We start from the raw sequence: 23,489 nt of genomic DNA on the forward strand, positions 1-23,489 counted from the left end.
ATTCCCGCCGGGGGCGGCGTTGTCCACAGGCGGTGGAAGATCTGTCCACAACCTGTGGACGAGCCACCGGTCCGCCGGGGAGCTTTCCGCACCCGGGGCGAATTTCGCTCTGCGCGTACAGGTCGGGGTCCCGGAACACCTCCTGAGCGCGGATGGTTGGTCAAAACGACGTCAGAACGGCTCATCGCGGGGACACACGACCTCAGCGGAGTCGGTCGGCGGCGATAGAGTAAGGAGGCACGGACGCCCGTCCCGGACGTCCGCGCACCGGCCCCGCCAAGATCTTGAACATCAAGGCGCACGGCACGTGAGGAGCACGAGGGCATGTTCGAGCGGTTCACCGACCGAGCGCGACGGGTTGTCGTCCTGGCCCAAGAAGAGGCCCGGATGCTCAACCACAACTACATCGGTACGGAACACATCCTGCTGGGCCTCATCCACGAGGGTGAAGGCGTCGCGGCAAAGGCCCTGGAGAGCCTCGGCATCTCCCTCGAGGGCGTCCGCCAGCAGGTCGAGGAGATCATCGGCCAGGGCCAGCAGGCGCCGAGCGGGCACATCCCGTTCACGCCGCGGGCCAAGAAGGTGCTGGAGCTGTCGCTGCGCGAGGCGCTGCAGCTCGGCCACAACTACATCGGCACGGAGCACATCCTGCTCGGTCTGATCCGCGAGGGTGAGGGCGTCGCCGCCCAGGTGCTGGTCAAGCTCGGCGCGGACCTCAACCGGGTCCGCCAGCAGGTGATCCAGCTGCTCTCTGGCTACCAGGGCAAGGAGCCGGCCGCGGCGGGCGCCGCGCCGGGTGAGGCCGCGCCGTCGACCAGCCTCGTGCTGGACCAGTTCGGCCGCAACCTGACCCAGGCCGCCCGCGAGGGCAAGCTCGACCCGGTGATCGGGCGCGAGAAGGAAATCGAGCGGGTCATGCAGGTGCTCTCCCGCCGTACCAAGAACAACCCGGTCCTGATCGGTGAGCCCGGCGTCGGCAAGACCGCCGTGGTGGAGGGGCTGTCCCAGAAGATCATCAAGGGCGAGGTGCCCGAGACGCTCAAGGACAAGCAGCTCTACACGCTGGACCTCGGCGCCCTGGTCGCCGGTTCCCGCTACCGCGGTGACTTCGAGGAGCGCCTCAAGAAGGTGCTCAAGGAGATCCGCACCCGCGGCGACATCATCCTGTTCATCGACGAGATCCACACCCTGGTGGGTGCGGGTGCCGCCGAGGGCGCGATCGACGCGGCGAGCATCCTCAAGCCGATGCTGGCCCGTGGCGAGCTGCAGACCATCGGCGCGACCACTCTCGACGAGTACCGCAAGCACCTGGAGAAGGATGCCGCTCTCGAGCGCCGCTTCCAGCCGATCCAGGTGGGTGAGCCGTCGCTGGCCCACACCATCGAGATCCTCAAGGGGCTGCGCGACCGGTACGAGGCGCACCACCGGGTGAGCATCACCGACGCCGCCCTGGTGGCCGCCGCGACCCTGGCCGATAGGTACATCTCGGACCGCTTCCTGCCGGACAAGGCGATCGACCTGATCGACGAGGCCGGTGCCCGGATGCGGATCCGTCGGATGACCGCGCCGCCAGACCTGCGCGACTTCGACGAGCGCATCGCCCAGGTGCGCCGCGACAAGGAGTCCGCGATCGACGCGCAGGACTTCGAGCGCGCCGCCCAGCTGCGTGACAAGGAGAAGCAGCTCCTCGGTCAGAAGGCGCAGCGGGAGAAGGAGTGGAAGGCCGGTGACCTGGACGTCGTCAGCGAGGTGGACGACGAGCAGATCGCCGAGGTGCTCGGCAACTGGACCGGTATCCCGGTCTACAAGCTGACCGAGGAGGAGACCTCGCGCCTGCTGCGCATGGAGGACGAGCTGCACAAGCGCGTCATCGGCCAGGAGGACGCGGTCAAGGCGGTCTCGAAGGCGATCCGGCGTACCCGGGCCGGCCTGAAGGACCCGAAGCGTCCGTCCGGTTCGTTCATCTTCGCCGGCCCGTCCGGCGTGGGTAAGACCGAGCTCTCCAAGGCGCTGGCCGAGTTCCTGTTCGGCAGCGAGGACGCCCTCATCCAGCTGGACATGTCCGAGTTCCACGACCGCTACACGGTCTCCCGGCTGGTGGGTGCCCCTCCCGGCTACGTCGGGTACGACGAGGGTGGTCAGCTGACCGAGAAGGTGCGGCGTCGGCCGTTCTCGGTGGTCCTCTTCGACGAGATCGAGAAGGCCCACCCGGACGTGTTCAACACGCTGCTCCAGATCCTGGAGGACGGTCGGCTCACCGACGGTCAGGGTCGGATCGTGGACTTCAAGAACACGGTCATCATCCTGACCACCAACCTCGGTACCCGTGACGTCGCCAAGGCGGTGTCGCTGGGCTTCCAGGCCTCTGAGGACTCCGAGTCGAACTACGACCGGATGAAGCAGAAGGTCAACGACGAGCTCAAGCAGCACTTCCGGCCTGAGTTCCTGAACCGGATCGACGACACCATCGTCTTCCACCAGCTGCGCCAGAGCGAGATCCTCTCGATCGTGGACATCATGATCGCCCGGATCGAGACGCAGCTGCGCAACAAGGACATGGGTCTGGAGCTGACCGACAACGCCAAGAAGTACCTGGCGAAGAAGGGCTTCGACCCGGTGCTGGGCGCCCGTCCGCTGCGTCGCACGATCCAGCGCGACATCGAGGACAACCTCTCGGAGCGGATCCTCTTCAACGAGCTGACCCCGGGTCAGATCGTGGTGGTGGACTGCGAGGGCGACCCGGAGAACATCGACAAGTCCAAGCTGGTCTTCCGCGGCTCGGACCGGCCGGCCGAGGTGCCGGACGCCGTTCCGGCCGACCTCGGTGGCGCGGCCACCGCGGGGGCGGACGAGTAAGGACGACAGCACGAGGGCGGCGGCCCCGGACGGCGAGAGCCATCCGGGGCCGCCGCCTTTTGCCATGCCCGAACCCTGCGTGCCCGGCCGCGTGCCCGACCCCGCTCTGCGGCGTGTCGGGCTGTCCTCGGCACCCGACATCCCGACGCGCCGCGAACGGGGTCGAGGCCGTGCCAGGCGGCGCGGGCGGGGGCGGCCCGGGGGACCGATCGTCACGACTTGCGGCGTGTCGGGGTGTCCTCGGCACCCGACACGCCGACACGCCGCAAACGGGGGGTCGGGCACCCGGCCCGGGCCCGGCACCCAGGTCCGGTCAGGGGAGGGGGAGTGGGGTGGCGGGGCCGTCGCCGACCAGGCGGAAGGCGGCCTCGCCGACCGGTTCCACCAGTCCGTCGGTGACCAGCCCGGCCAGCGCCCGCGCTCGCTGTACGTCGTCGCTCCACACCTGGTCGAGGCGCTGGTGCGGGACCGGGCCGGTGGCCTCCCGGAGCACTCCGAGCAGCAGCCCGCGCACCTGCCGGTCGGTGCCGGCGTACCGCTGGGGGCGTCGGGTCGGGCCGGCGGGCGCCTCCTGGCCGGAGGCCCGCCACGCGCAGACCGACTCGACCGGGCAGGCCGGGCAGCGCGGCGAGCGGGCGGTGCACACCACCGCGCCGAGTTCCATGAACGCCGCACTGGCCAGCGCGGCGGCGGCCGGTTCGCGCGGCAGCAGCTCCTCGCAGGCGACCAGGTCGGCCGGTCGGGTGGCCGGTCCGGCGTCGGGCTCGCCGGCCACCGCCCGGGACACCACCCGCCGGACGTTGGTGTCAACTACCGGGTGCCGCTGCCCGTACGCGAAGGCGGCCACCGCCCGCGCCGTGTACGTGCCGACGCCGGGCAGGGCCAGCAGCTGGTCCAGCTTGTCGGGCACCGCGCCGCCGTGCCGTTCCACGATCGCCACCGCGCAGTCGCGCAGTCGTACCGCCCGACGGGGGTAGCCGAGCCGGCCCCACATCCGGATCGCCTCGGCCGGCGTGTCGGCGGCCAGCGCGGCCGGGTCGGGCCAGCGGTCGAGCCAGGCCCGCCAGGCGGGCAGCACCCGGACCACCGGGGTCTGCTGGAGCATCACCTCGCTGACCAGGATCGCCCAGGCGCCGACCCCGGGCTCGCGCCAGGGCAGGTCGCGGGCGTTCTCCTCGTACCACCGGCTGACCAGGGTGGCGAAAGTCGGTTCAGTCATCGCGTCGCCGATGATGTCACGCGGGACGGTCCCGCTGGATGGGCGACCCGGGCGGGGCGACGCGGCCCGCCGGCGCGGATCGTGCAGAATGCCCGGATGAACGAGCTCGCGATCACCGTCATCGGCCGGGACCGGCCGGGCATCGTGGCCGACGTCGCCGAGGTGCTCGCCCGGCTCGGCGCGAACCTCACCGACTCCACCATGACCCGGCTGCGCGGTCACTTCGCGATGACCCTGATCTGCGTCGGCCCGGCCGCCGCCGAGGTGGAGGCCGCCCTGGCCCCGCTCGCCGCCGACGGCCAGCTGCTGGCCACGGTACGCGCGGTCACGCCCGACGGGGTGGCGGCGCGGGCCGGGGAGCCGTACGTGATGGCGGTGCACGGCGCGGACCGGATGGGCATCGTGGCGGCGATGACCCGGGTGCTCGCCGACGCCGGCGGCAACGTGACCGACCTCAGCACCCGGCTCGCCGGTTCGCTCTACGTGGTGGTGGCCGAGGTGGACCTGCCGCCGGGCAGCGCGGACGAGCTGGCCGGACGCCTCGCGGCCGCCGCCGCCGAGCTGGGCGTCGAGGTGTCCCTGCGGCCGGCCGACCCGGACCTGCTGTGAGCGAGGAGGAGTACGCCGGCCTCGGCGACTGGACTCCGGAGACGCTGGCCGTGCCCGGCGAGGTACGTCAGGTGGTCGCCGCCCCGCACCCGGTGCTGAGCCGGCCCGGTGGCGCGGTCGACCCCACCGCGGTGGAGACCGTCCAGCTGGCCGCCGACCTGGTCGCCACCATGCGGGTCTCGCCGGGCTGCGTGGGACTGGCCGCCCCACAGGTGGGCGTGGGCGCGCAGGTGTTCGCCGTGGACGTGACGGGTCACCCGAAGGCGGTCACCGTGCACGGCACCTTCGTGCTCTGCAACGCGCGGGTGGTCGAGGCGACCCGGTGGAAGCCGGGGCGGGAGGGTTGCATGTCGGTGCCGGACCTGACCGGGGACGTGAAGCGGGCCAGCCGGCTGGTGGTGGAGGGCGACCTGCCCGGTACCGGGAAGCCGGTGCGGCTGGTCACCGACGGCTTCGAGGCGCGCGCGCTGCAACACGAGATCGACCACTGCTCGGGGCTGCTCTTCCTCGATCGGGTCGCCGGCGCGCACGCCGTCTACCAGCGCAAGGTCTACCTGTGACCGGCGGCCGCCGGCTGTCGTGAGTGGAGGGTGGAGGGGTGATCGGGGCGGTTTCCGGCGCGTCGCGACGGGCCGGAGCGCGGTGCGCCGCTACGGTGGGGGCATCATGCGTCTGACGGTCGGTCCCCTGCCATCCGCCGTGTACTGGCGGCGTCGCGCCGTCGTGCTCGGAGCGGGGCTTCTCTTCCTGATTGTCCTGCTCTATTCCTGCAACCAGTCGGGGGACACCGCCACGACACCGCAGGCCAGGTCCACTCCGACGTCGCCGGCCGTCGATCCGGCACCGACCGGTTCGGCGTCCGAGTCCGCCGCGCCGTCGGCCACGCCGGAAGCGCCGGACTCCGGGGGCGGGCCGGCCGGGGATCCGGGTACGACCACCGCGCCGCCGGCCGCGCCGCCCGTCGTGCCCGCCGGGCCGACCGTGGTCGACGACGGCACCTGCACGGACGCCGAGCTCAGCGTGACGTCGCAGGCGCTCCCGTCCGAGGTGCGCCGGGGCGCCCTGGTCGACCTGACGCTGCGGGTCAAGAACACCGCCCAGCGGACCTGCAGCCGGGACGTCGGGGCCGACCTCCAGGAGCTCTACGTCAAGCGGGGCGCGGAGAAGGTCTGGTCGTCGGACACCTGCGGCACCGGCAAGGGCTCGGACGTGCAGTCGTTCACCCCGGGCTTCGAGCGCTCCTACCAGCTGACCTGGAACGGCAAGGACGTCAGCCGGTGCGCCGGCGGGGTGGCCGCCGGGCCGACCCCGCCGGCCGGGACGTACCAGGTCTTCGCCCGGGTCGGCACCAAGCTCAGCGAGCCCGTGAAGCTGGTCATCACCGGCTGACCGGACCGGTCAGACGTACCGCTCCAGGATGGACGCCTCGGCGAGCCGGGACAGGCCCTCCCGTACGCCCCGGGCCCGGGCGTCGCCGACCCCGTCGACGGCCTGGAGGTCCTCCACCGTGGCGCCGAGCAGCCGCTGAAGGCTGCCGAAGTGCACGACCAGCCGGTCGACGATCGCCACCGGCAGTCGGGGCACCTTGGCCAGCAGGCGGAAGCCGCGCGGGCTGACCGCCGCGTCGAGGGCGTCGGAGGCGGCCGGGTAGCCGATCGCCTTGGCCACCGAGACCAGGTCGATCAGCTCGGTGGCGCCGAGCAGGTCCAGCTCGACCAGCGCCTCGTCGAGGGTGCGCGACTTGCGGCCGGTGGGCAGGTAGTCGCGGATGACCAGGGTGCGGTCGGCGTCCACGCCGGCCATCAGCTCGTCGAGCTGGAGGGCGAGCAGTCGGCCGTCGGTGCCCAGCTCCACCACGTACCCGGCGATCTCGTCGGCGATCCGGCGGACCATCTCCAGCCGCTGCACCACCGCGACCGCGTCGCGGACGGTGACCAGGTCCTCGATCTCCAGCGCGGAGAGGGTGCCGGAGACCTCGTCCAGCCGGAGCTTGTAGCGCTCCAGGGTGGCCAGCGCCTGGTTGGCCCGGGACAGGATGGCCGCCGAGTCGTCCAGGACGTGCCGCTGGCCGTTGACGTAGAGGCTGATGATCCGCATCGACTGGCTGACCGAGATGACCGGATAGCCGGTCTGCCGGGCGACCCGCTCCGCGGTGCGGTGCCGGGTGCCGGACTCCTCGGTCGGGATGGACGGGTCGGGCATCAGGTGCACGCCCGCCTGGACGATCCGGGTGCCGTCGCTGGAGAGCACCACCGCACCGTCCATCTTGCACAGCTCGCGGACCCGGGTGGCCGAGAACTCGACGTCCATCGGGAATCCGCCGGTGCAGATCTGGTCGACGACCTTGTCGTAGCCGAGCACGATCAGGGCGCCGGTGCGGCCCCGCAGGATCCGCTCGAGGCCGTCGCGCAGCGCGGTGCCGGGCGCCATCAGGGCGAGGTTCGCCCGCAGCGGATCGCCGGCGCTCCCGGCGCCCCCGGTCACGCTCACGCTGATCGGGCGGGCGGGCGAGCCCACGGCACCGGTGCGGGCGTGGGGCGTCGCGCCGGCAGGCTTGGTGGTATCGCGGTCGATCGGCACGCGCACAGTCTACGGACTGCCGTGCGGTGGGTGCTGTCGTGGTTACTGTGATGTGTCACGGCGTCGGATCCCTGAAGTGCCGGCGGCTGTGCCGGGCCTGTCCGGTATGGCCCGCGCGGTCCGGCCCGGCGGCCACCGTCGGTCATTCGGCGGATGCGCGGGCGACACACTGCAGCGCCGAGCGCACGTCCGTGACCTCCATCACCCGCATGTTCTCCGGGCCCGCCCCGGTGCTGCCGGGTCCGCAGCCCTGCGGCACCAGCGCCACCCGGAAGCCGAGCCGGGCCGCTTCCGCCAGCCGGCGGGGAACCGCACCCACCCGGCGCACCTCGCCGGTCAGGCCGACCTCGCCGATCGCCACCAGGTTGGGCGCGATGGCCAGGTTGAGCCCGCCGGACGCGACGGCCAGGGCGACGGCCAGGTCGGCCGCCGGCTCCACCACCCGGATGCCGCCGACGGTGGCGGCGAACACCTCCCGGTCGTGCAGCGTCAGCCGCTCGGTGCGGCGCTGGAGGACGGCCAGCACCATGGCCAGCCGGGCCCCGTCCAGCCCGGAGACCGTCCGCCTGGGCGAGCCGGCGACCGTCGCGCCGATCAGCGCCTGCACCTCGGTGACCAGGGCCCGCCGCCCCTCCATCGCGACCGTCACGCAGGTGCCGGGCACCGGCTCCGAGTAGCGGGTCAGGAAGAGCCCGGACGGGTCGGCGAGGCTGCTGATGCCCCCCTCGTGCATCTCGAAGCAGCCGACCTCGTCGGCGGCGCCGAACCGGTTCTTGACGCCCCGGACCATCCGCAGCGACGAGTGCTTGTCGCCCTCGAAGTGCAGCACCACGTCGACCAGGTGCTCCAGCACCCGGGGACCGGCGACCTGGCCGTCCTTGGTGACGTGGCCGACCAGCACGGTGGCGATGCCGCGCTCCTTGGCGACGGCGACCAGGGCGGCGGTGACCGCCCGGACCTGGGTGACCCCGCCCGGCACCCCCTCGGTGCCGGTGGTGGAGATGGTCTGCACCGAGTCGAGCACCAGCAGCCCCGGCTTCACCGCGTCGAGGTGGCCGAGCACGGCGCTCAGGTCGCTCTCGGCGGCCAGGTAGAGCTGGTCGTGCAGGGTGCCCATCCGCTCGGCGCGCAGCCGGACCTGGCTGACCGACTCCTCGCCGCTGACCACCAGGGAGGGGCTGCCCGCGCCGGCGGCCCACTGCTGGGCCACGTCGAGCAGCAGCGTCGACTTGCCGACCCCGGGCTCGCCGGCTAGCAGCACCACCGCGCCGGGCACGAGGCCGCCGCCGAGGACGCGGTCGAGTTCGCTGACCCCGGTGGGCCGGGCCCGGGCGGGAGCGGCGCTGATCGTGGCGATCGGCCGGGCCGGCTCGGCCGGCAGCCGGGAACTGACCACCCGGCCGGAGACCATCGGCCCGGTCACCGTGCATTCGACCACCGAGCCCCACTCGCCGCACTCGGGGCAGCGCCCCACCCACTTGGGCGGCTGGTGCCCGCAGGCGTCGCACTCGTAGGCCGGGCGGGGCTCGCGGGCGGCCCGGCCGCGGGAGGCGCCGGAGGCCGCGCCACCCCGTGCCGGGGTCGATCGGGAGGTGGTCACCACAGGACGCTAACCCCCTGGTACGACGAAAACACCGTCGGCGTGGTGGTCACCACGCCGACGGTGTCGACAGTTCCGTGCGGGGATCAGCCGCCGTGGCCGGAGCCGCCCTCCTCGCCACCGCCCTCGTGGCCGCCCTCGCGCTCGATGATCGGGGAGACCGGGGCGGCCGGGGTCAGCGGCACGCCGATCGGAGCGCCGGTCTGGATCGTCCTGCCGTTGCCGAAGTCGAAGGTCAGTTCGACCTGCTGGCCGACGCGCAGCGCCTCGGTCAGCCCGACGAGCTGGAGGAAACGGCCACCCTGCACGTTCAGCTGCACGTAGCTCTGCGCCGGGATCTCGAAGCGGGCCGGCTTGCCGGCCGGGGCCGAGGGGCTGGCCGGCGCGCTCTCCGACGGGCTGGCCGAGGCCGAGCCCGACGGCGACGCGCTCTCGGACGGCGACGGGCTCTCGGCGTGGGAGCCGCTCTCCGACGGCGACGCGCTCTCCGACGGCTCGGTGCCCTCCGGCGGGGGCGTCGAGCCCGGCTTGCCGGTGATCACGACCTCGCGCGCGCTGTCCGTGGTGACGGTCACGGTCACCGGGTCCCGCGTGTCGTTGTAGATCACGGTGTTGAGCGCGGCGTTCGCGCCGGTGCGCAGGCCCTCGGTGCCGGGGTACTCCACGTAGAGGCCGCGCACCTTGTAGGCGTTGTCCGGAGTCTGGACGTTGATGCCCTGGATCGACGGCTCCTTGTTGGCGGTCTCGGCCACCTGGCCGGCCCCGCATCCCGTCGCCAGCAGGGCGGTCGCCGCCGCCATGCCGGACAGCAGCAGGGCCGCCCGCCGGGAACCCCTGATCGAGCGCGTCACGTCGGTCCTCCTCGTCACGATCCCCACCCGGCCGTACCCCGGGCGCGGGGTGGTCATACCCGCGCAGACCGCGCTCCAGGGTAGTTGGGGCTGATCGACGGTCGCACGGCGACCCGGTATTGCCACCTGGCCGGGTGCCGGTCAGATCACCCGACCGCTCGCGACCAGCAGCACCACATCGATCAGGGCCACCACCATCACCGCCCGGAAGGCCGTCACCGGCCGTCCGCCGGCCCCGCTCGCGGCGCGCCGCCCGCCGTACCAGCCGAGCGGTGGCACCACGGCGGCGGCCGCCACGGCCGACAGGCCCAGCCACGACGGCGGCCCGGGCGGCCCGACCACCAGGACGACCGTCGCGGCCAGCAGCAGCCCGGCGGCGGCGACCCGGCTGCCCGCCGACCCCAGCCGGTGCGGCAGCCCGCGCACCCCCGTGCGCGCGTCGTCGGCCAGGTCCGGCAGCACGTTGGCGAAGTGCGCCCCCGCGCCGAGGCAGGCCCCGGCGGCGACCAGCCACGCCGGTGGCGCGGGCGCGCCGGGCAGGGCCAGCACCACGAAGGCGGGCAGCGCCCCGAAGGAGACCGCGTACGGCAGCACGGAGACCGGGCTGGACTTCAGCGGCCAGTCGTAGAGCAGCGCGGAGACCAGGGCGATCGAGACCCAGAGCGCGGCGGTCGGGTTGGTGGTCAGCGCCAGCAGCGGGGTCGCCAGGGCCGCGAGCACCGCGCCCACCGCCACCGTGCGCCGGCTCACCGCGCCCGCGGCGACCGGCTTGTCGGTACGCCCCACCGCGGCGTCCCGCCCGGCGTCCAGCGCGTCGTTGGTCCAGCCGACGGCGAGTTGGCTGGCCAGCACCGTCGCGGTGACCGCGGCGACGCCGGTCGGGGTGTGCCCGGCCCCCCACGCGAGCAGACCGGAGACCGCGGTGACCGCTGCGGACGGCTCCGGATGGCTCGCCCTGACCAGCCCTAACACCGTCGACGACATAAGGGAAGTCTGGTCGTTACCGGGGAGTCGTGCCACGCTCGGTCCATGCGGAACGGTCCCGTGTCGACTCCGCCGCGCGTCCTGCCTCCCAACGACCCCCGCCAGTACGACGACCTGGCCGGCGAATGGTGGCGACCAGACGGCGCGTTCGCCATGCTGCACTGGCTGGCCCGGTCCCGCGCCGCCCTGGTGCCGCCCGCCACCCGGCCCGACGCCCTGCTGGTCGACCTGGGCTGCGGCGCCGGGCTGCTCGCCCCGCACCTGGCCGGCAAGGGCTACCGGCACGTCGGGGTCGACCTGACCCGGTCCGCGCTGGTGCAGGCCGCCGCGCACGGGGTGACGGTGGTCAACGGCGACGCCACGGCGGTGCCGCTGGTCGACGGCTGTGCCGACGTGGTGGCCGCCGGCGAGCTGCTGGAGCACGTACCGGACTGGCGGCGCGTGGTGGCCGAGGCGTGCCGCCTGCTGCGCCCCGGCGGCCTGCTGGTGCTGGACACCCTCAACGACACCGCGCTGGCCCGGCTGGTGGCGGTACGCATCGGGGAGCGGCTGCCGACGGTGCCCCGGGGCATCCACGATCCACGGTTGTTCGTGGACGCTCGGGAGCTGGTGGCCGAGTGCGCGCGGCACGGCGTCCACCTGCGGATCCGGGGCATCCGGCCGAGTCTGCGCGGGACGCTGGCCTGGCTCGTCCGGCGGGCCCGCGGCCGTCCTTCCGGGACGGTCGACGGGCGGCAGCCCCGGATCAAGCCGACCCGGTCGGTCGCCGTGCTCTACCAGGGACACGGGGTGCGGCACGGGTAACCGGACCGCGCGGGGGGTACAGGGACGCAGGAGGGGGCGACATGACGGTGATCGCGTGGCGGCGTCCGTGCTGGAGGCGGCCGGCACGTCGGCGACCCGACGGGGCCACCCGCTGGAGCGGCTCTACCGGGACGCCCGCTGCGGGTCGCTGCACCCCGCGACCTCGGACGTCTGCGCGGACTGGCTCGGCATCGCGGCGTTGGGCGGGGACCCGGATCGCGACGGATCGACCCCTCGTTGGTGAGGGCGAGGAGTTCGCCGGGTTTGCGGGCCCCGCAGCCCGAGCGGAGGACGGCACGGTGAGGGCGAGGAGTTCGCCGGGTTTGCGAGCCCCGCAGCCCGAGCGGAGGACGGCACGGTGAGGGCGAGGAGTTCGCCGGGTCTGCGAGCCCCGCAGCCCGGGCGGAGAGCGGCACGGTGAAGGCGGTGGGGGTGGTCGTTCCTGGGGCGGGGGCGGTCGCCGGGCGTGCAGTCGTGGACGAGAGGTGGGGGACATGGCCGTGCCAGTGATCGCGGGACTCGGTACGGCACAGCCGCCGGGCGCCGCACAGGACGAGCTCTGGGAGGGCTTCTTCTCCCGGCACTTCTCCGGCACCACCCGGGCGCTGGCCGAGCGGATCTTCGCCAACTCCGGGGTGACCCGACGGCAGGCGGCGGTCAACCCGCTGCTGGAGGACGTCTCCGAGTGGCCGACCGAGCGCCGGATGCGTCGCTACCAGGTCGAGGCGCTGCCGCTGGGCAAGGAGGCGGTGGGCCGGGCGTTGACCTCGGCCGGTCTCGCCGCCGGCGACATCGGGCTCTTCGTGGTCTGCTCCTGCACCGGGTACGCCACGCCGGGGCTGGACATCCTGCTCGCCCGGGACCTGGGCATGGCCCCCGACACGCAGCGGATGTTCGTCGGGCACATGGGCTGCTACGCCGCGCTGCCCGGGCTCGGCGCGGCGGCCGACTTCGTCACCGCGCGGGGGCGCCCGGCGCTGCTGCTCTGCGCCGAGCTGACCAGCCTGCACATCCAGCCGGCCAGCGCGCGGATGGACACCCAGCAGATCGTCTCGCACGCGCTCTTCTCCGACGCCGCGGTCGCCGCGGTGGTGGTCCCCGGCGCGGCCGGCCCCGGATCGCCCGTCGGGTACGCGCTGCGCGAGGTCACCTCGGTCACCGACACCTCCACCGCCGACCACATGACCTGGGACGTCACCGACACCGGTTTCCGGATGGGCCTGTCGCCGAAGGTCCCGCAGGTGCTCTCCACGCACGTTCGCGGGCTGGTGGACGACCTGCTGGCCCGGCACGGCACGGGCATCGCCGAGGTGGACGGCTGGGCGGTGCACCCGGGCGGCCCGCGCATCCTCAACGTGGTGGAGCGCGAGCTGGCCCTGCCGCCGGAGGCCCTCGGGGCCTCCCGGGCGACGCTGGACGAGCACGGCAACTGTTCGTCCCCGACGGTGCTGCTGATCCTGGACCGGCTGGTGCGGGCCGCCGTGCCGCCGCGGCGGATCGTGATGCTGGCCTTCGGGCCGGGCCTCACCCTCTACGCCGCCCTGCTGGAACGTCGCGGTTAGGCTCGCCGGGTGGACGACCGGGCCGACGACCGGCTGCGTGGCGGGCTGCTGGCGGCGGCCGCCCTGCTCGCCGTGGCGGCGGGCGGAGCCTGGTGGTGGGCGAACTCGCCGACCACCGGCCCGCACGGGGTGTCGGTCGGCGCGAGCCCGGCACCGCGCGGCGTCATCCCGTCCCGCTCGCCGGAGACCCTCGACGAGGTGCTGGCCGCGCACCCCGGCACGGCCGTCCGGGTCCACATCGACGGTGAGACCGGCCGCGTCATCGAGGCGACCGAGTTGCCGGGCGAGGCGAGCGACCTGGCACTGCCCCGGTTCACCGACACCCTCTGGCGGGAGCACCTGACGCTGACCCCGGGTCAGGAACCGGTACGCCGGGAGTCGCTGCCCGACGGGGCGCGGCACCTGCTGCAGTACCGCTGCACCGGCCCGGGCGAGCTGCTGATCTCGATCGTCCATGGTCCTGACACGGACACCGCCTGGACGACCTGCGACGGCGAGCGGGGTGAGCTCGAGCTGCCTCACCCGATGGAGCCGGGGCCCGCCCTGCCCGCGCAGTCGGCGCCGACCCGGATCGAGCTCTCCGCGGTCGGCCCCCGGCCGGTCCAGGTGCAGGCGCAGCTCGTAGCCGTCCCCTGAGCCGAGCATCCCGGTCGCGTCGCGTGATCGGCCGCGCCGGGCCGCGGCGGGCCCGCGACGCAGGCTCCGAGCAGGGGTCAGCGGACCAGGCGGGCGAGGTCGGCGCGGTAGTCGCCGGCGATGGCCAGGTCGGGGATCACCCGCTGGACCGTGCCGGAGCGGTCGACCAGCAGCGCGGTGGCGATGCCGGGGCGGGGGTCGAGGTGCAGCGCCGCCCGTACGCCGCCGGCGGGGTCGGCGAGGGCGCGTACCGGGCCGCCGGGAACGGGGTCGGGGCCGACCGTACGGCCGCCGGCGACGGTGACCACCGAGACGCCCGCGGGTGCGGCGGCCTCCGCCGCGGCGACCTGTTCGGCACAGGCGCAGGCGTCCACCAGGATGATCATCGCGGGCAGCAGCCGCCGCAGCGGCACCGGTGACTGGCCGGCGTCGACCAGGTCTAGCGCCGGCAGCGGCCGGCCGGTCAACGTGCCGGGCGAGGCGGACGAGGGATACGGCAGGACGGTCGGCCGCTCGGTGCCCCGGGGCGAGCGGGGCCAGGTGACGGCGAGCAGGCCGCCGATGGTGGTGAGCAGGGCCACCACCAGGATCAGCACGGGCACGGCGAGGGGTGGCCGGCCGTCGGCGCGCGGGGTCAGGCCCAACCGCCGGCGCCAGCGCGCGCCGGAGCTGCGGCGCCGCAGCTCGCGACGGAGCTGCTCGGCCTCCTCGGCCAGCGCCGACGCGTCGTCCGGTACGACCACCCGACCCCACTCCGGTGGCAGGTCGGGCAGCCCGTCGGACGGGCCGTGGCCCTCTGCGTCAGGCATGCCCATCGGACCCCCGGGGAAGTGGCTCGTGAGCGGACGGCGGTACCCCTCCAGCGTCCCGCACCGCCCCTCCTGCCGCCAGACCTGGGCGGGCCGGGCGCTGCCGGGCTACCATGGGAAAAGCGCGTAGCCCGAGAAATCCACGCTCCGATCACCCGTACCGGGTTGTCATCCGTTCGTCACGGAGCGTGCTTGAACCATCGGTTTGACTGCCTGTCAAGCTGAAGAAATACCTCTCACATGGCCCCTGAGCTGCGCCAACGGTCAGGACAGCGGTGGGACATCGGTGCCTGAGCGTGTTACCCTAGACACAGCGAAAGGGGTTTCGAACCTATGGTTTTCAGTGTCGGCGAGACCGTTGTTTACCCCCACCACGGGGCCGCACTCATCGAGGCAATCGAGACTCGGGTCATCAAGGGCGAGCCCAAGCAGTACCTCGTCCTGAGGGTCGCGCAGGGTGACCTGACGGTCCGGGTGCCCGCTGAGAACGCCGAGATCGTGGGCGTGCGCGAGGTGGTCGGCGAAGAGGGCCTCGGCAAGGTCTTCGACGTGCTCCGTGCACCGCACACCGAGGAGCCGACCAACTGGTCGCGGCGTTACAAGGCGAATCTGGAGAAGCTGGCCTCCGGCAACCCGCTGAAGGTCGCCGAGGTCGTCCGCGACCTGTGGCGCCGGGAGCGGGAGCGGGGCCTGTCCGCGGGCGAGAAGCGCATGCTCGCCAAGGCCCGCGACATTCTCGTCGGCGAGGTCGCGCTGGCCGAGAAGAGCACCAAGGACGAGGCGGAGACGCTGCTCGACAAGGTCCTGACCGAGGCCTGATCCCACCGGATCGTCGTACCCGTCCCGTAGCAAAGAAACCACCAGGACCGCGACGTGACCGCGCAGCTGAATCCGCGCGGTGACGTCGCGGTCCTCGTGCCTGCGGCCGGTGCCGGGGTACGCCTCGGCCCGGGCGCCCCGAAGGCGCTGCGCCTGCTCGGCGGCGAGCCGCTGCTGGTGCACGCGGTACGCCGGATCGCGGCCGCGCCGTCGGTGCACACCATCGTGGTGGCCGCCCCGGCGGCCGAGCTGGATGCGGTCCGGCGGTTGCTGGCACCCGTGGCGCCGGTGCTGGTCGTACCCGGCGGCGCGGAGCGGCAGGCGTCCGTGGCGGCCGCCCTGGCCGCCGTGCCACCGGGGCCCGACATCGTGCTCGTGCACGACGCCGCCCGCGCGCTCACCCCACCGGAGCTGGTCGAGTCGGTGGCCGGGGCGGTCCGCGCCGGGCACCACGCGGTGATCCCGGTGCTCCCGGTGGTCGACACGATCAAGGAGGTCGGCGCGGGCGAGGTGGTCCTCGGCACCGTCGACCGGTCCGCGCTGCGCGCGGTGCAGACCCCGCAGGGCTTCCGCCGGAGCGTGCTGACCGCCGCGCACGCTGCGGCGGGTGATCCGCTCACCGACGACGCCGGGCTGGTCGAGAAGCAGGGTGTACCGGTGTTCTGCGTGCCCGGCTCGGAGTACGCGCTGAAGGTCACCCGCCCGTTCGACCTCGCGCTCGCCGAGCACCTGCTGGCCGCCGGGCACTGACGCGTACCCTCGGCTCATGATCGTTCCTCGGGTGGCCGTCGGCACCGACATCCACGCCTTCGCGCCCGGCCGGCCCTGCTGGCTGGCCGGACTGCACTGGCCGGGCCAGGACGGCCTGGCCGGTCACTCCGACGCCGACGTGGTCGCGCACGCCGCCTGCAACGCGCTGCTCTCCGCCGCCGGCCTCGGCGACCTCGGCGCGAACTTCGGCGTCGACCAGCCCGAGTGGGCCGGCGCCTCCGGGGTGACGCTGCTGACCGAGTCGGCCCGGCGGGTCCGCGCGGCCGGCTTCGAGATCGGCAACGTCTCGGTCCAGGTGGTCGGCAACCGTCCGAAGATCGGGCCGCGCCGCGAGGAGGCGCAGCGGGTGCTCTCCGCGGCGGTCGGCGCGCCGGTCAGCGTCTCCGCCGCCACCAGCGACGGGCTCGGCTTCACCGGACGCGGCGAGGGATTGGCCGGGATTGCGGTGGCCCTGGTGTACGAGTCGCCGGCCGGCTGACCGGTATTCCCGCTCGGCGCGGTGAGGCTCGATACGTGTGGGTGGGGGCGCGGCGAGGGTAGGAGTACGAGGGGCGAAAACTGTGCCCCTGGCCGGTGCGGCCGCCTCCGGCGGCCCCGGCGAGAAGGAACCCCGTCTCCAGGAAGCGGAGAATCGTGCTCACCGTCAAGGCCTACGCGGCGACGTCCGCGACCGAACCCCTCGCGCCGACCACCATCGAGCGGCGCGACCTCGGCCCGCACGACGTGCTCATCGACATCAGGTACTCCGGCATCTGCCACTCCGACATCCACACCGCGCGCAGCGAGTGGGGCCCGACGACGTACCCGATCGTGGTCGGCCACGAGATCGCCGGCGTCGTCCGGGAGGTCGGCCCCGAGGTCTCGAAGTTCTCCGTCGGCGACCGGGTCGGCGTCGGCTGCATGGTCGACTCCTGCCGCGAGTGCGACAACTGCCGCAAGGGCCTGGAGCAGTACTGCCTCAACGGCAACATCGGCACGTACGGCGCGGTCGACCGGGACGGTCGACCCACCCAGGGCGGGTACGCGCAGGCCATCGTGGTCACCGAGGACTTCGTGCTGCGCATCCCCGACGGCATCGAGCTGGACGCGGCGGCGCCGCTGCTCTGCGCCGGCATCACCACGTACTCGCCGCTGCGGCACTGGAACGCGGGGCCCGGCACCCGGGTGGCGGTGATCGGGATGGGCGGCCTCGGCCACATGGCGGTCAAGCTGGCCCACGCCATGGGGGCGGAGGTGACCGTGCTGTCGCAGTCGCTCAAGAAGCGGGAGGACGGGCTGCGGCTCGGCGCCGACCACTACCACGCCACCAGTGACGAGGAGACGTTCACGAAGCTGGCCGGCTCGTTCGACCTGATCATTAACACGGTCAGCGCGAAGATCGACCTGGACGCGTACCTGCGGCTGCTCGCCGTCGACGGCACCCTGGTCAACGTCGGCGCGCCGGAGGATCCGCTGTCGGTGCACGCGTTCTCGCTGATCCCGGCCCGGCGGTCGTTCGCCGGTTCGATGATCGGGGGCATCGCCGAGACGCAGGAGATGCTCGACTTCTGCGCCGAGCGCGGCATCGGCGCCGAGATCGAGGTCATCCCCGCCGAGAAGATCAACGACGCGTACGAGCGGGTGCTCGCCTCCGACGTGCGCTACCGCTTCGTCATCGACGCCTCGACGTTCTGAGCCGTCGGCGGAGGGGGCCGGGTCCCGGGCGGGGCCCGGCCCCCTCCGCGCGTCAGCCCCGACGCGCCCAGGTCCAGGCGTACCCCTCGTCCTCGCACTCGCCGGCCGCGTCGCAGAGGTCGAGCGGGCGGAAGGTGTCCACCATGACGGCCAGTTCGTCGAAGAAGTCGACCCCGATGGAGCGCTCCGCCGCACCCGGCTGCGGCCCGTGGGTGAAGCCCGACGGGTGCAGCGAGATGGAGCCCTGCTCGATGCCGGAACCGCGCCGGGCCTCGTAGTTGCCGCCGGTGTAGAAGAGCATCTCGTCGGAGTCGACGTTGTGGTGGTTGTACGGCACCGGGATGGCGTCCGGGTGGTAGTCGACCTTGCGTGGGACGAACGAGCAGATGACGAAGTTCGGGCCCTGGAAGGTCTGGTGCACCGGCGGCGGCTGGTGGATCCGGCCGGTGATCGGCTCGAAGTCGTGGATGGAGAATGCCCACGGGTACATGTGCCCGTCCCAGCCGACCACGTCGAACGGGTGGTTCGCGTAGACGTGCTTCGTCCACCCGCGCCGGTGGCGTACCAGCACCTCGACGTCGGTGCCGTCGACCAGCAGCGGCGCGTCCGGTCCCCGGACGTCCCGCTCGCAGTACGGCGAGTGCTCCAGGAACTGGCCGCGCACCGACAGGTAGCGCTTGGGTGGGCCGATGTGGCCGCTGGCCTCGACGGCGAGCAGCCGGGCGGGGGCGTCGCCGGTCGGCACCAGCCGGTGCACGGTGGAGGTGGGGATGATCACGTAGTCGCCGGCGACCGCGTCGAGCACGCCGAAGGTCGACTCCACCCGCAGCGTGCCGGCCTCCACGTAGAGGCACTCGTCGCCGGTGGCGTTGCGGTAGAGCGGGGACGGCCGGTCGGCCAGCACGTACGCGATCCGGACATCGTCGTTGGCCAGCAGGTAGCGCCGGCCGAGGACCGGGTCGGCACCGGTGCCGTCGAGCTTGTGGGTGCGCAGGTGGCGCGGCTTGAGCGGGAGGTTCGGCACCCGGGTGTACGTCGGCGGGGTGAACTCCTCGGCGGCGACGATCGCCGTGGGCGGGTACCGGTGGTAGAGCAGGGACGAGTCGGAGGAGAAGCCCTCCTGGCCCATCAGTTCCTCGGCATAGAGGCTGCCGTCGGGCTGGCGGAACTGGGTGTGCCGCTTGCGGGGCACCTCGCCGACGCTGCGGTAGTACGGCATGTCGCCTCCCGTTATGTCCCGTTCTCCGGCCAATGACGTCCGATAATCGGACGCTGTTGTCCGTTCCTTGTAGCGTCCCGTAGATTCTTGTCTCGTGTCAACGCAGGTGCCCCGCCTCTTCGCCGGCCTCGTCGACGACGCCGCCGTCTTCCCGCCCGGCAGCGCGTCCCTGCCGGACGCCGTCGCCGCGCACCGCGAGCACCGCGACGCCTGGTACGCCGACCTGGTCGGCCCGCTGCTGCTGCCCGCCTCGACGCTGCCGGCCCTGGCCGACCTGCTCGGCCCCGGCGAGCGGATCGCCGTCGGCGTCATCGGTGACCTGCCGATCGGGCAGCTCGACGCGGCGCTCGCCGGGACCGATCCCCGGATCACCGTCCGCCAGGTCGAGGCGGCGGTCGCCAAGCGCGGCGAGGACCCGCAGCCCGGCCTGGCCGAGCTGCTGAAGCTCGCCGAGCGGCTGACCGGTGTCGACGTCTACGCCGAGGTCCCGCTGACCTTCGGGCTCACCGGCGCGCTGGACACCCTGGCCGCGGCGCGGGCCGGCGGGCCGCCGGTCGCGGCGAAGTTCCGCACCGGCGGACTGGCCGCCGAACTCTTCCCCACCCCGGTCGAGCTGGCTGCGGTGATCTGCGCCTGCCGCGACCGGGGCCTGCCGTTCAAGCTGACCGCCGGGCTGCACCACGCGCTGCGCCACATCGACCCGGAGACCGGCTTCACCCACCACGGCTTCGGCAACGTGCTGGCCGCGACGCTCGCCGCCGCCGAGGGCGCCGAGGTGGACGCCGTCGCCGCCCTGCTCGCCGCGACCGACCCGCTGCCGCTGGTCGAGCAGGCCCGGGCGCGGCGTGACGAGGAGCGCCCGCTCTGGGTCGGCTTCGGCTCGTGCAGCATCCTGGAACCACTGACCGATCTGATCCGGCTGGGGCTGGTGAACGTGGGAGACGACCGATGAGCTGGGTGACGGGCGCGGACGGTTCGCCGTACGGGGTGACCAACCTGCCGTACGGGGTGTTCCGGGCCGGCGGCCGCGGGCCGCGGATCGGCGTACGCGTCGCCGACTTCGTGCTCGACCTGGCCGGCGCCGAGGCGGCCGGCCTGGTGCTCGCCGCCGGGGCGCTGGGTCGCCCCACCCTCAACGACTTCATGGCCCTCGGCCGTCCGCAGTGGACGTCGGTGCGACAGCGGATCGTCGAGCTGCTCACCGACACCGCGCACCGGGCGGCGGTGGAGCCGCTGCTGGTCCCGCTCGACGAGGCGGAGCTGCTGCTGCCGTTCGAGGTGGCGGACTACGTCGACTTCTACTCCTCCGAGCACCACGCCTCGAACGTCGGCCAGATCTTCCGCCCCGGCCAGCCGCCGCTGCTGCCGAACTGGAAGCACCTGCCGATCGGCTACCACGGCCGGGCCGGCACGGTCGTCGTCTCCGGCACCCCGGTGGTCCGCCCCACCGGGCAGCGCGCCACCGCGCAGGGCCCGACCGCCGGCCCCTCCGTACGCCTCGACATCGAGGCCGAGGTGGGTTTCGTGGTCGGCGTGCCGAGCGCCCTCGGCGACCGGGTCGCCGCCGCCGACTTCACCGACCACGTCTTCGGTGTGGTGCTGGTCAACGACTGGTCCGCCCGGGACATCCAGGCCTGGGAGTACCAGCCGCTCGGCCCGTTCCTGGGCAAGTCCTTCGCCACCTCGATCTCGGCCTGGGTGACCCCGCTGGACGCGCTCGCCGACGCGTTCGTGCCGGCGCCGGAGCAGGACCCGCCGGTGCAGGACTACCTGCGCGACACCCCGCACCTGGGGTTGGACCTGCGCCTCGCGGTGGAGTGGAACGGCGAGCGGGTGGCCGAGCCGCCGTTCGCGACCATGTACTGGACGCCCGCCCAGCAGCTCGCCCACCTCACCGTCAACGGGGCCTCGCTGCGTACCGGCGACCTCTACGCCTCCGGTACCGTGTCCGGCCCGGACCGCGGCCAGGTCGGCTCGTTCCTGGAGCTGACCTGGGGCGGCGCCGAGCCGGTCAAGGTCGGCGGCGGCGAGACCCGCACCTTCCTGGAGGACGGCGACACCGTCACCATCCGGGCCACCGCCCCCGGCCCGGACGGCACCACCGTCGCCCTGGGCGAGGTCACCGGGCGGATCCTGCCGGCCCGCTGACGTCGCATATCCGCCGGTCGCACCGGCTGTGCGACCGGCCGGCCCTCCTGCCGCGTTTGATCGACCGGATTCGGTCACCACCCCACGCCGTCCCGTCCCGGGGCGGCGTGGGTCGTGACCGGCCTGGCACATCCCAGCGGACAGGAGGTACGAGCATGGACGATCTCGTGGGCGCGGTCTGGCGCACCAGTAGTCGGTCGAACGATCAAGGGCTCTGCGTGGAGGTGGCGGACAACCTCGCGCGCGACCGAGGTGTGGTCGGGATACGTGATTCCAAGGACCCGGACGGGCCGGTGCTCGTCGTCGGCCCGCCGGGCTGGGCGGCGTTCGTCGGGGCGATCCGCCACGGCGGTTTCCGCCCCTGACCCGCGCCTGATCCGGGCCTGATCCGCGCCGCGGGACCGCACCGGTGCCCCGATCCGGGGCACCGGTGACGGAAATTCCGCCGCAGGACCCCCCGTGTCGCCCTCACCCGCCGTACCGTGGACGCCACGGGAGGTGTCATGTCGACGGTCACGGTCACCGAGTTCATCGAGGCGCGGGCCGACGACGTGTGGGCGCTCCTGGTCGACCTGCCGGTCCGGGCCGACTGGCTCTGCACCGTCGGCGGCGTGGAGCTGCTGACCCAGGGCCGGCTGGGGCCGGGCACCGCCTGGCGGGAGACCCGCACCAGGCCGGACGGCGGTGACCAGGCGGAGGAGTTCGTGGTGCTGGAGGCCCGGCCGCCGCACCGACTCGTGCTCAGCTCTCCCGGCATCGGGGTGGACTACCGGATCACCTGGACCCTGCGCACCGTGCGGCGTCGGGGCCGCGGCTGCACCGCGGTCACCGTGGAGCACCAGGCGGTGCCGATCGCCCCGTACGGGCGGGTGGTCGCGCTGCTCTTCGGCGGGCTGGCCGCGCGGGCGGTGGAGGGAGCCATCCGGCGCGACCTCGCCGACCTCGCCGCCGCCGCCCGGCGTGCCAGCGGCGCCGAGGCCGCCTGAACCGCCGTACCCCGTCGCCGCGACCTGCGCGGGGCGGCGGCGGGCTGCCTCGGTAGGGTGCCGGGCGGAGGTGCGCATGGGTGTCCCGAAGGGCCGGCGACGGATCACCGTCGCGGTCGCGGCGCTGCTCGCCCTCGGGGTCGTCGGCGTCATCGGCTACCGGGTGCTGGCCCCCGCCGAGGTCGTCACGCCCGCCCAGGGCGACCTGCCGCCTCTGGACACTCCGGCGACCGGGGTGGTGGGTCGACTGCCCGCCGCACCGCTGATCGTCGACGGTCGGCTCCGGGTGTACGCGGCGCAGCGCCAGGTCTACGCGGACCGGCCGGCCGACAGCAAGCACCGGGTCACCCCGTTCTGGTCGTACCGGCGGTGGCCGGCTCAGCTCAACGGGGTGCTGGTGGCGGGTACCACCGTGGTGAGCCGCTGGTCCGACGGGAAGATCGTTGCGCTGGACGGCCGTACCGGGAAGGTGGCCTGGCGGGCCGACGGCCCGGCGCCGGGGAAGGGCTTCCCGGCCCGGCGCACCGGCGCGGCCATCGTCTGGGACCCGCGGGGGATCTTCCTCGCGTCGGGTCCGGGCGGCCGGACGACGCTGGTGGCGTCCGGCGCGGGCGACCTGCGCGGGTACGCGCTGGCCGACGGCCGGGAGCTGTGGCGGGCCGCCGGTGATGCCGACTGCCGGACCGATATCGGGACCACGGCCGCCGGCCAGGTGCTGTCGGTGGACGCCTGTGCCGGCCCGGCGGCCGTGGAGTTCCGCGACGCGACGACCGGCGCGGTGGGCACCCGCTGGCGTCCTCCCGGCGCCGGCCCGGAGTTGGCCGTCACGGCGCTGGGCTGCCTGACCCCGCGCTCGCAGTGCCGGGGCCTGCGCACCTCGGGCGGCCAGGGCTGGCTGGTCGGCCCGGGTGAGCCGCGTCCCGCGCCGGCCCTGGGTGCCGACGACGTCACCCTCTCCGGCGAGTTCGCCATCGGGGTCACCGAGGGCGTGCTGACCGGCTGGGACGCGCGCACCGGAGAGAAGCGGTGGCGGCGTGGCGACCTGGGCGAGGTGCGGGTCATCGCGGTCGAGCCCGGTCGGGTGCACGTGCTGAGCCGGCAGCGGGACCTGATCACCCTGGACCCGAGGACCGGGGCGCAGCGGTCCCGCTTCCCGCTCACCCTCGGGCAGGACGGGATCGGCTGGGTGCCGGGGCTGGCGTACGCGGCCGACGGCTACGTGGCCGTGGAACGGTTGCGCGAGCGGGCCCGCCCGGACGACGACGACCAGGGGTATTTCCTGATGGCCGAGCCGGTCCTGCTCGCGGTGACCTGACCGAATGACCGACAAATAGGACCAAATCCGGCAAAAGCTGCATAACA

At 73.7% G+C, this 23,489-nt stretch carries 23 protein-coding genes and 1 pseudogene; 17 read left to right on the plus strand and 7 right to left on the minus strand.

The annotated features are described in order from the left end of the window. Positions 1-324 precede the first annotated feature (324 nt). Positions 325-2,856 (plus strand): ATP-dependent Clp protease ATP-binding subunit, encoded by a 2,532-nt coding sequence (locus FHX75_RS18485; protein WP_154941388.1) that lies wholly within the window; start codon positions 325-327, stop codon positions 2,854-2,856. A gap of 313 nt (positions 2,857-3,169) precedes the next feature. On the opposite strand, the gene FHX75_RS18490 is transcribed toward FHX75_RS18485, so the two are convergent. After that, the gene (locus FHX75_RS18490; protein WP_154941389.1) at positions 3,170-4,075 is read right to left on the minus strand and encodes an HhH-GPD family protein; all 906 of its coding nucleotides are present in this window, start codon (positions 4,073-4,075) and stop codon (positions 3,170-3,172) included. A gap of 96 nt (positions 4,076-4,171) precedes the next feature. Between FHX75_RS18490 and FHX75_RS18495 the strand changes: the two genes are divergently transcribed. The 3 genes from FHX75_RS18495 to FHX75_RS18505 all read left to right on the plus strand — a co-directional run bounded on the left by FHX75_RS18495 (position 4,172) and on the right by FHX75_RS18505 (position 6,073). After that, complete coding sequence (locus FHX75_RS18495) at positions 4,172-4,684, plus strand: glycine cleavage system transcriptional repressor (protein WP_154941390.1); 513 nt, start codon at positions 4,172-4,174, stop codon at positions 4,682-4,684. Further along, entirely contained in the window at positions 4,681-5,244 is a 564-nt protein-coding gene (locus FHX75_RS18500; RefSeq protein ID WP_154941391.1) for a peptide deformylase, read from the plus strand. Before FHX75_RS18495 ends, FHX75_RS18500 begins: the two co-directional genes overlap by 4 nt. A 106-nt stretch (positions 5,245-5,350) precedes the next feature. Beyond that, the gene (locus FHX75_RS18505; protein WP_154941392.1) at positions 5,351-6,073 is read left to right on the plus strand and encodes a hypothetical protein; all 723 of its coding nucleotides are present in this window, start codon (positions 5,351-5,353) and stop codon (positions 6,071-6,073) included. Between the two features lie 9 nt (positions 6,074-6,082). On the opposite strand, the gene disA is transcribed toward FHX75_RS18505, so the two are convergent. From disA to FHX75_RS18525, 4 genes are all read right to left on the minus strand, one after another. Next, positions 6,083-7,264 carry a DNA integrity scanning diadenylate cyclase DisA gene (gene disA / locus FHX75_RS18510; RefSeq protein WP_154941393.1) on the minus strand — a complete coding sequence of 394 codons (1,182 nt, stop codon included), beginning with the start codon at positions 7,262-7,264 and terminating at the stop codon, positions 6,083-6,085. Between the two features lie 142 nt (positions 7,265-7,406). Beyond that, positions 7,407-8,864 carry a DNA repair protein RadA gene (gene radA / locus FHX75_RS18515; protein WP_154941394.1) on the minus strand — a complete coding sequence of 486 codons (1,458 nt, stop codon included), beginning with the start codon at positions 8,862-8,864 and terminating at the stop codon, positions 7,407-7,409. Between the two features lie 86 nt (positions 8,865-8,950). Continuing rightward, positions 8,951-9,715, minus strand: coding sequence for a copper chaperone PCu(A)C (locus FHX75_RS18520; protein ID WP_154941395.1), 765 nt, complete (start codon positions 9,713-9,715; stop codon positions 8,951-8,953). 141 nt (positions 9,716-9,856) lie between these two features. After that, a complete protein-coding gene (locus FHX75_RS18525; RefSeq protein ID WP_154941396.1) occupies positions 9,857-10,699 on the minus strand; it encodes a UbiA family prenyltransferase in 843 nt (280 codons plus the stop codon). A gap of 45 nt (positions 10,700-10,744) precedes the next feature. Here FHX75_RS18525 and FHX75_RS18530 point away from each other — a divergent pair, with 45 nt between their 5' ends. The 4 genes and pseudogenes from FHX75_RS18530 to FHX75_RS18545 all read left to right on the plus strand — a co-directional run bounded on the left by FHX75_RS18530 (position 10,745) and on the right by FHX75_RS18545 (position 13,701). Then, on the plus strand, positions 10,745-11,503 hold the full coding sequence (locus tag FHX75_RS18530; protein WP_154941397.1) for a methyltransferase domain-containing protein: 759 nt from the start codon (positions 10,745-10,747) through the stop codon (positions 11,501-11,503). A 55-nt stretch (positions 11,504-11,558) separates the two neighbouring features. Continuing rightward, positions 11,559-11,747, plus strand: a pseudogene (locus FHX75_RS18535) (acyl-CoA dehydrogenase family protein); the annotation flags it as partial. Positions 11,748-11,997: 250 nt separating this feature from the next. Continuing rightward, positions 11,998-13,065, plus strand: a complete 1,068-nt coding sequence (locus FHX75_RS18540; RefSeq protein WP_154941398.1) for a type III polyketide synthase — start codon at positions 11,998-12,000, stop codon at positions 13,063-13,065. A gap of 9 nt (positions 13,066-13,074) precedes the next feature. Beyond that, on the plus strand, positions 13,075-13,701 hold the full coding sequence (locus FHX75_RS18545) for a hypothetical protein (protein WP_154941399.1): 627 nt from the start codon (positions 13,075-13,077) through the stop codon (positions 13,699-13,701). Between the two features lie 77 nt (positions 13,702-13,778). Here FHX75_RS18545 and FHX75_RS18550 read toward each other — a convergent pair whose 3' ends face one another. Continuing rightward, on the minus strand, positions 13,779-14,516 hold the full coding sequence (locus tag FHX75_RS18550) for a hypothetical protein (RefSeq protein WP_154941400.1): 738 nt from the start codon (positions 14,514-14,516) through the stop codon (positions 13,779-13,781). A 327-nt stretch (positions 14,517-14,843) separates the two neighbouring features. Here FHX75_RS18550 and FHX75_RS18555 point away from each other — a divergent pair, with 327 nt between their 5' ends. The 4 genes from FHX75_RS18555 (at position 14,844) to FHX75_RS18570 (ending at position 17,774) form a co-directional block, all read left to right on the plus strand. Beyond that, positions 14,844-15,329, plus strand: a complete 486-nt coding sequence (locus FHX75_RS18555) for a CarD family transcriptional regulator (RefSeq protein ID WP_007073334.1) — start codon at positions 14,844-14,846, stop codon at positions 15,327-15,329. Positions 15,330-15,383: 54 nt separating this feature from the next. Further along, entirely contained in the window at positions 15,384-16,079 is a 696-nt protein-coding gene (gene ispD / locus FHX75_RS18560) for a 2-C-methyl-D-erythritol 4-phosphate cytidylyltransferase (RefSeq protein WP_154941401.1), read from the plus strand. A gap of 16 nt (positions 16,080-16,095) precedes the next feature. Beyond that, complete coding sequence (ispF, locus tag FHX75_RS18565) at positions 16,096-16,578, plus strand: 2-C-methyl-D-erythritol 2,4-cyclodiphosphate synthase (protein ID WP_154941402.1); 483 nt, start codon at positions 16,096-16,098, stop codon at positions 16,576-16,578. A 155-nt stretch (positions 16,579-16,733) separates the two neighbouring features. After that, the gene (locus FHX75_RS18570; protein WP_154941403.1) at positions 16,734-17,774 is read left to right on the plus strand and encodes an NAD(P)-dependent alcohol dehydrogenase; all 1,041 of its coding nucleotides are present in this window, start codon (positions 16,734-16,736) and stop codon (positions 17,772-17,774) included. A 52-nt stretch (positions 17,775-17,826) separates the two neighbouring features. Here FHX75_RS18570 and FHX75_RS18575 read toward each other — a convergent pair whose 3' ends face one another. Next, positions 17,827-18,993, minus strand: a complete 1,167-nt coding sequence (locus FHX75_RS18575; RefSeq protein ID WP_154941404.1) for a homogentisate 1,2-dioxygenase — start codon at positions 18,991-18,993, stop codon at positions 17,827-17,829. Between the two features lie 94 nt (positions 18,994-19,087). Between FHX75_RS18575 and FHX75_RS18580 the strand changes: the two genes are divergently transcribed. The 5 genes from FHX75_RS18580 to FHX75_RS18600 all read left to right on the plus strand — a co-directional run bounded on the left by FHX75_RS18580 (position 19,088) and on the right by FHX75_RS18600 (position 23,442). Further along, the gene (locus FHX75_RS18580; protein WP_154941405.1) at positions 19,088-19,945 is read left to right on the plus strand and encodes a hypothetical protein; all 858 of its coding nucleotides are present in this window, start codon (positions 19,088-19,090) and stop codon (positions 19,943-19,945) included. After that, on the plus strand, positions 19,942-21,141 hold the full coding sequence (gene fahA / locus FHX75_RS18585; protein WP_154941407.1) for a fumarylacetoacetase: 1,200 nt from the start codon (positions 19,942-19,944) through the stop codon (positions 21,139-21,141). Before FHX75_RS18580 ends, fahA begins: the two co-directional genes overlap by 4 nt. 155 nt (positions 21,142-21,296) lie before the next feature. Next, the gene (locus tag FHX75_RS18590) at positions 21,297-21,506 is read left to right on the plus strand and encodes a DUF397 domain-containing protein (RefSeq protein ID WP_154941409.1); all 210 of its coding nucleotides are present in this window, start codon (positions 21,297-21,299) and stop codon (positions 21,504-21,506) included. Positions 21,507-21,644: 138 nt separating this feature from the next. Next, entirely contained in the window at positions 21,645-22,127 is a 483-nt protein-coding gene (locus tag FHX75_RS18595; RefSeq protein WP_088959981.1) for an SRPBCC family protein, read from the plus strand. Between the two features lie 76 nt (positions 22,128-22,203). Beyond that, positions 22,204-23,442 (plus strand): outer membrane protein assembly factor BamB family protein, encoded by a 1,239-nt coding sequence (locus FHX75_RS18600; protein WP_154941411.1) that lies wholly within the window; start codon positions 22,204-22,206, stop codon positions 23,440-23,442. The last annotated feature ends 47 nt before the right edge of the window (positions 23,443-23,489 follow it).

The sequence above is a fragment of the Micromonospora palomenae genome (assembly GCF_007829925.1).
GTDB lineage: Bacteria > Actinomycetota > Actinomycetes > Mycobacteriales > Micromonosporaceae > Micromonospora > Micromonospora purpureochromogenes.

What these genes read in the sequence shown, in the direction of transcription:
- FHX75_RS18485 (WP_154941388.1), top strand. Translation starts at nt 325, where the DNA reads ATGTTCGAGCGGTTCACCGACCGAGCGCGACGGGTTGTCGTCCTGGCC.
- FHX75_RS18490 (WP_154941389.1), bottom strand. Translation starts at nt 4,075, where the DNA reads ATGACTGAACCGACTTTCGCCACCCTGGTCAGCCGGTGGTACGAGGAG.
- FHX75_RS18495 (WP_154941390.1), top strand. Translation starts at nt 4,172, where the DNA reads ATGAACGAGCTCGCGATCACCGTCATCGGCCGGGACCGGCCGGGCATC.
- FHX75_RS18505 (WP_154941392.1), top strand. Translation starts at nt 5,351, where the DNA reads ATGCGTCTGACGGTCGGTCCCCTGCCATCCGCCGTGTACTGGCGGCGT.
- FHX75_RS18525 (WP_154941396.1), bottom strand. Translation starts at nt 10,699, where the DNA reads ATGTCGTCGACGGTGTTAGGGCTGGTCAGGGCGAGCCATCCGGAGCCG.
- FHX75_RS18530 (WP_154941397.1), top strand. Translation starts at nt 10,745, where the DNA reads ATGCGGAACGGTCCCGTGTCGACTCCGCCGCGCGTCCTGCCTCCCAAC.
- FHX75_RS18540 (WP_154941398.1), top strand. Translation starts at nt 11,998, where the DNA reads ATGGCCGTGCCAGTGATCGCGGGACTCGGTACGGCACAGCCGCCGGGC.
- FHX75_RS18550 (WP_154941400.1), bottom strand. Translation starts at nt 14,516, where the DNA reads ATGGGCATGCCTGACGCAGAGGGCCACGGCCCGTCCGACGGGCTGCCC.
- FHX75_RS18555 (WP_007073334.1), top strand. Translation starts at nt 14,844, where the DNA reads ATGGTTTTCAGTGTCGGCGAGACCGTTGTTTACCCCCACCACGGGGCC.
- ispF (WP_154941402.1), top strand. Translation starts at nt 16,096, where the DNA reads ATGATCGTTCCTCGGGTGGCCGTCGGCACCGACATCCACGCCTTCGCG.
- FHX75_RS18575 (WP_154941404.1), bottom strand. Translation starts at nt 18,993, where the DNA reads ATGCCGTACTACCGCAGCGTCGGCGAGGTGCCCCGCAAGCGGCACACC.
- fahA (WP_154941407.1), top strand. Translation starts at nt 19,942, where the DNA reads ATGAGCTGGGTGACGGGCGCGGACGGTTCGCCGTACGGGGTGACCAAC.
- FHX75_RS18590 (WP_154941409.1), top strand. Translation starts at nt 21,297, where the DNA reads ATGGACGATCTCGTGGGCGCGGTCTGGCGCACCAGTAGTCGGTCGAAC.
- FHX75_RS18595 (WP_088959981.1), top strand. Translation starts at nt 21,645, where the DNA reads ATGTCGACGGTCACGGTCACCGAGTTCATCGAGGCGCGGGCCGACGAC.
- FHX75_RS18600 (WP_154941411.1), top strand. Translation starts at nt 22,204, where the DNA reads ATGGGTGTCCCGAAGGGCCGGCGACGGATCACCGTCGCGGTCGCGGCG.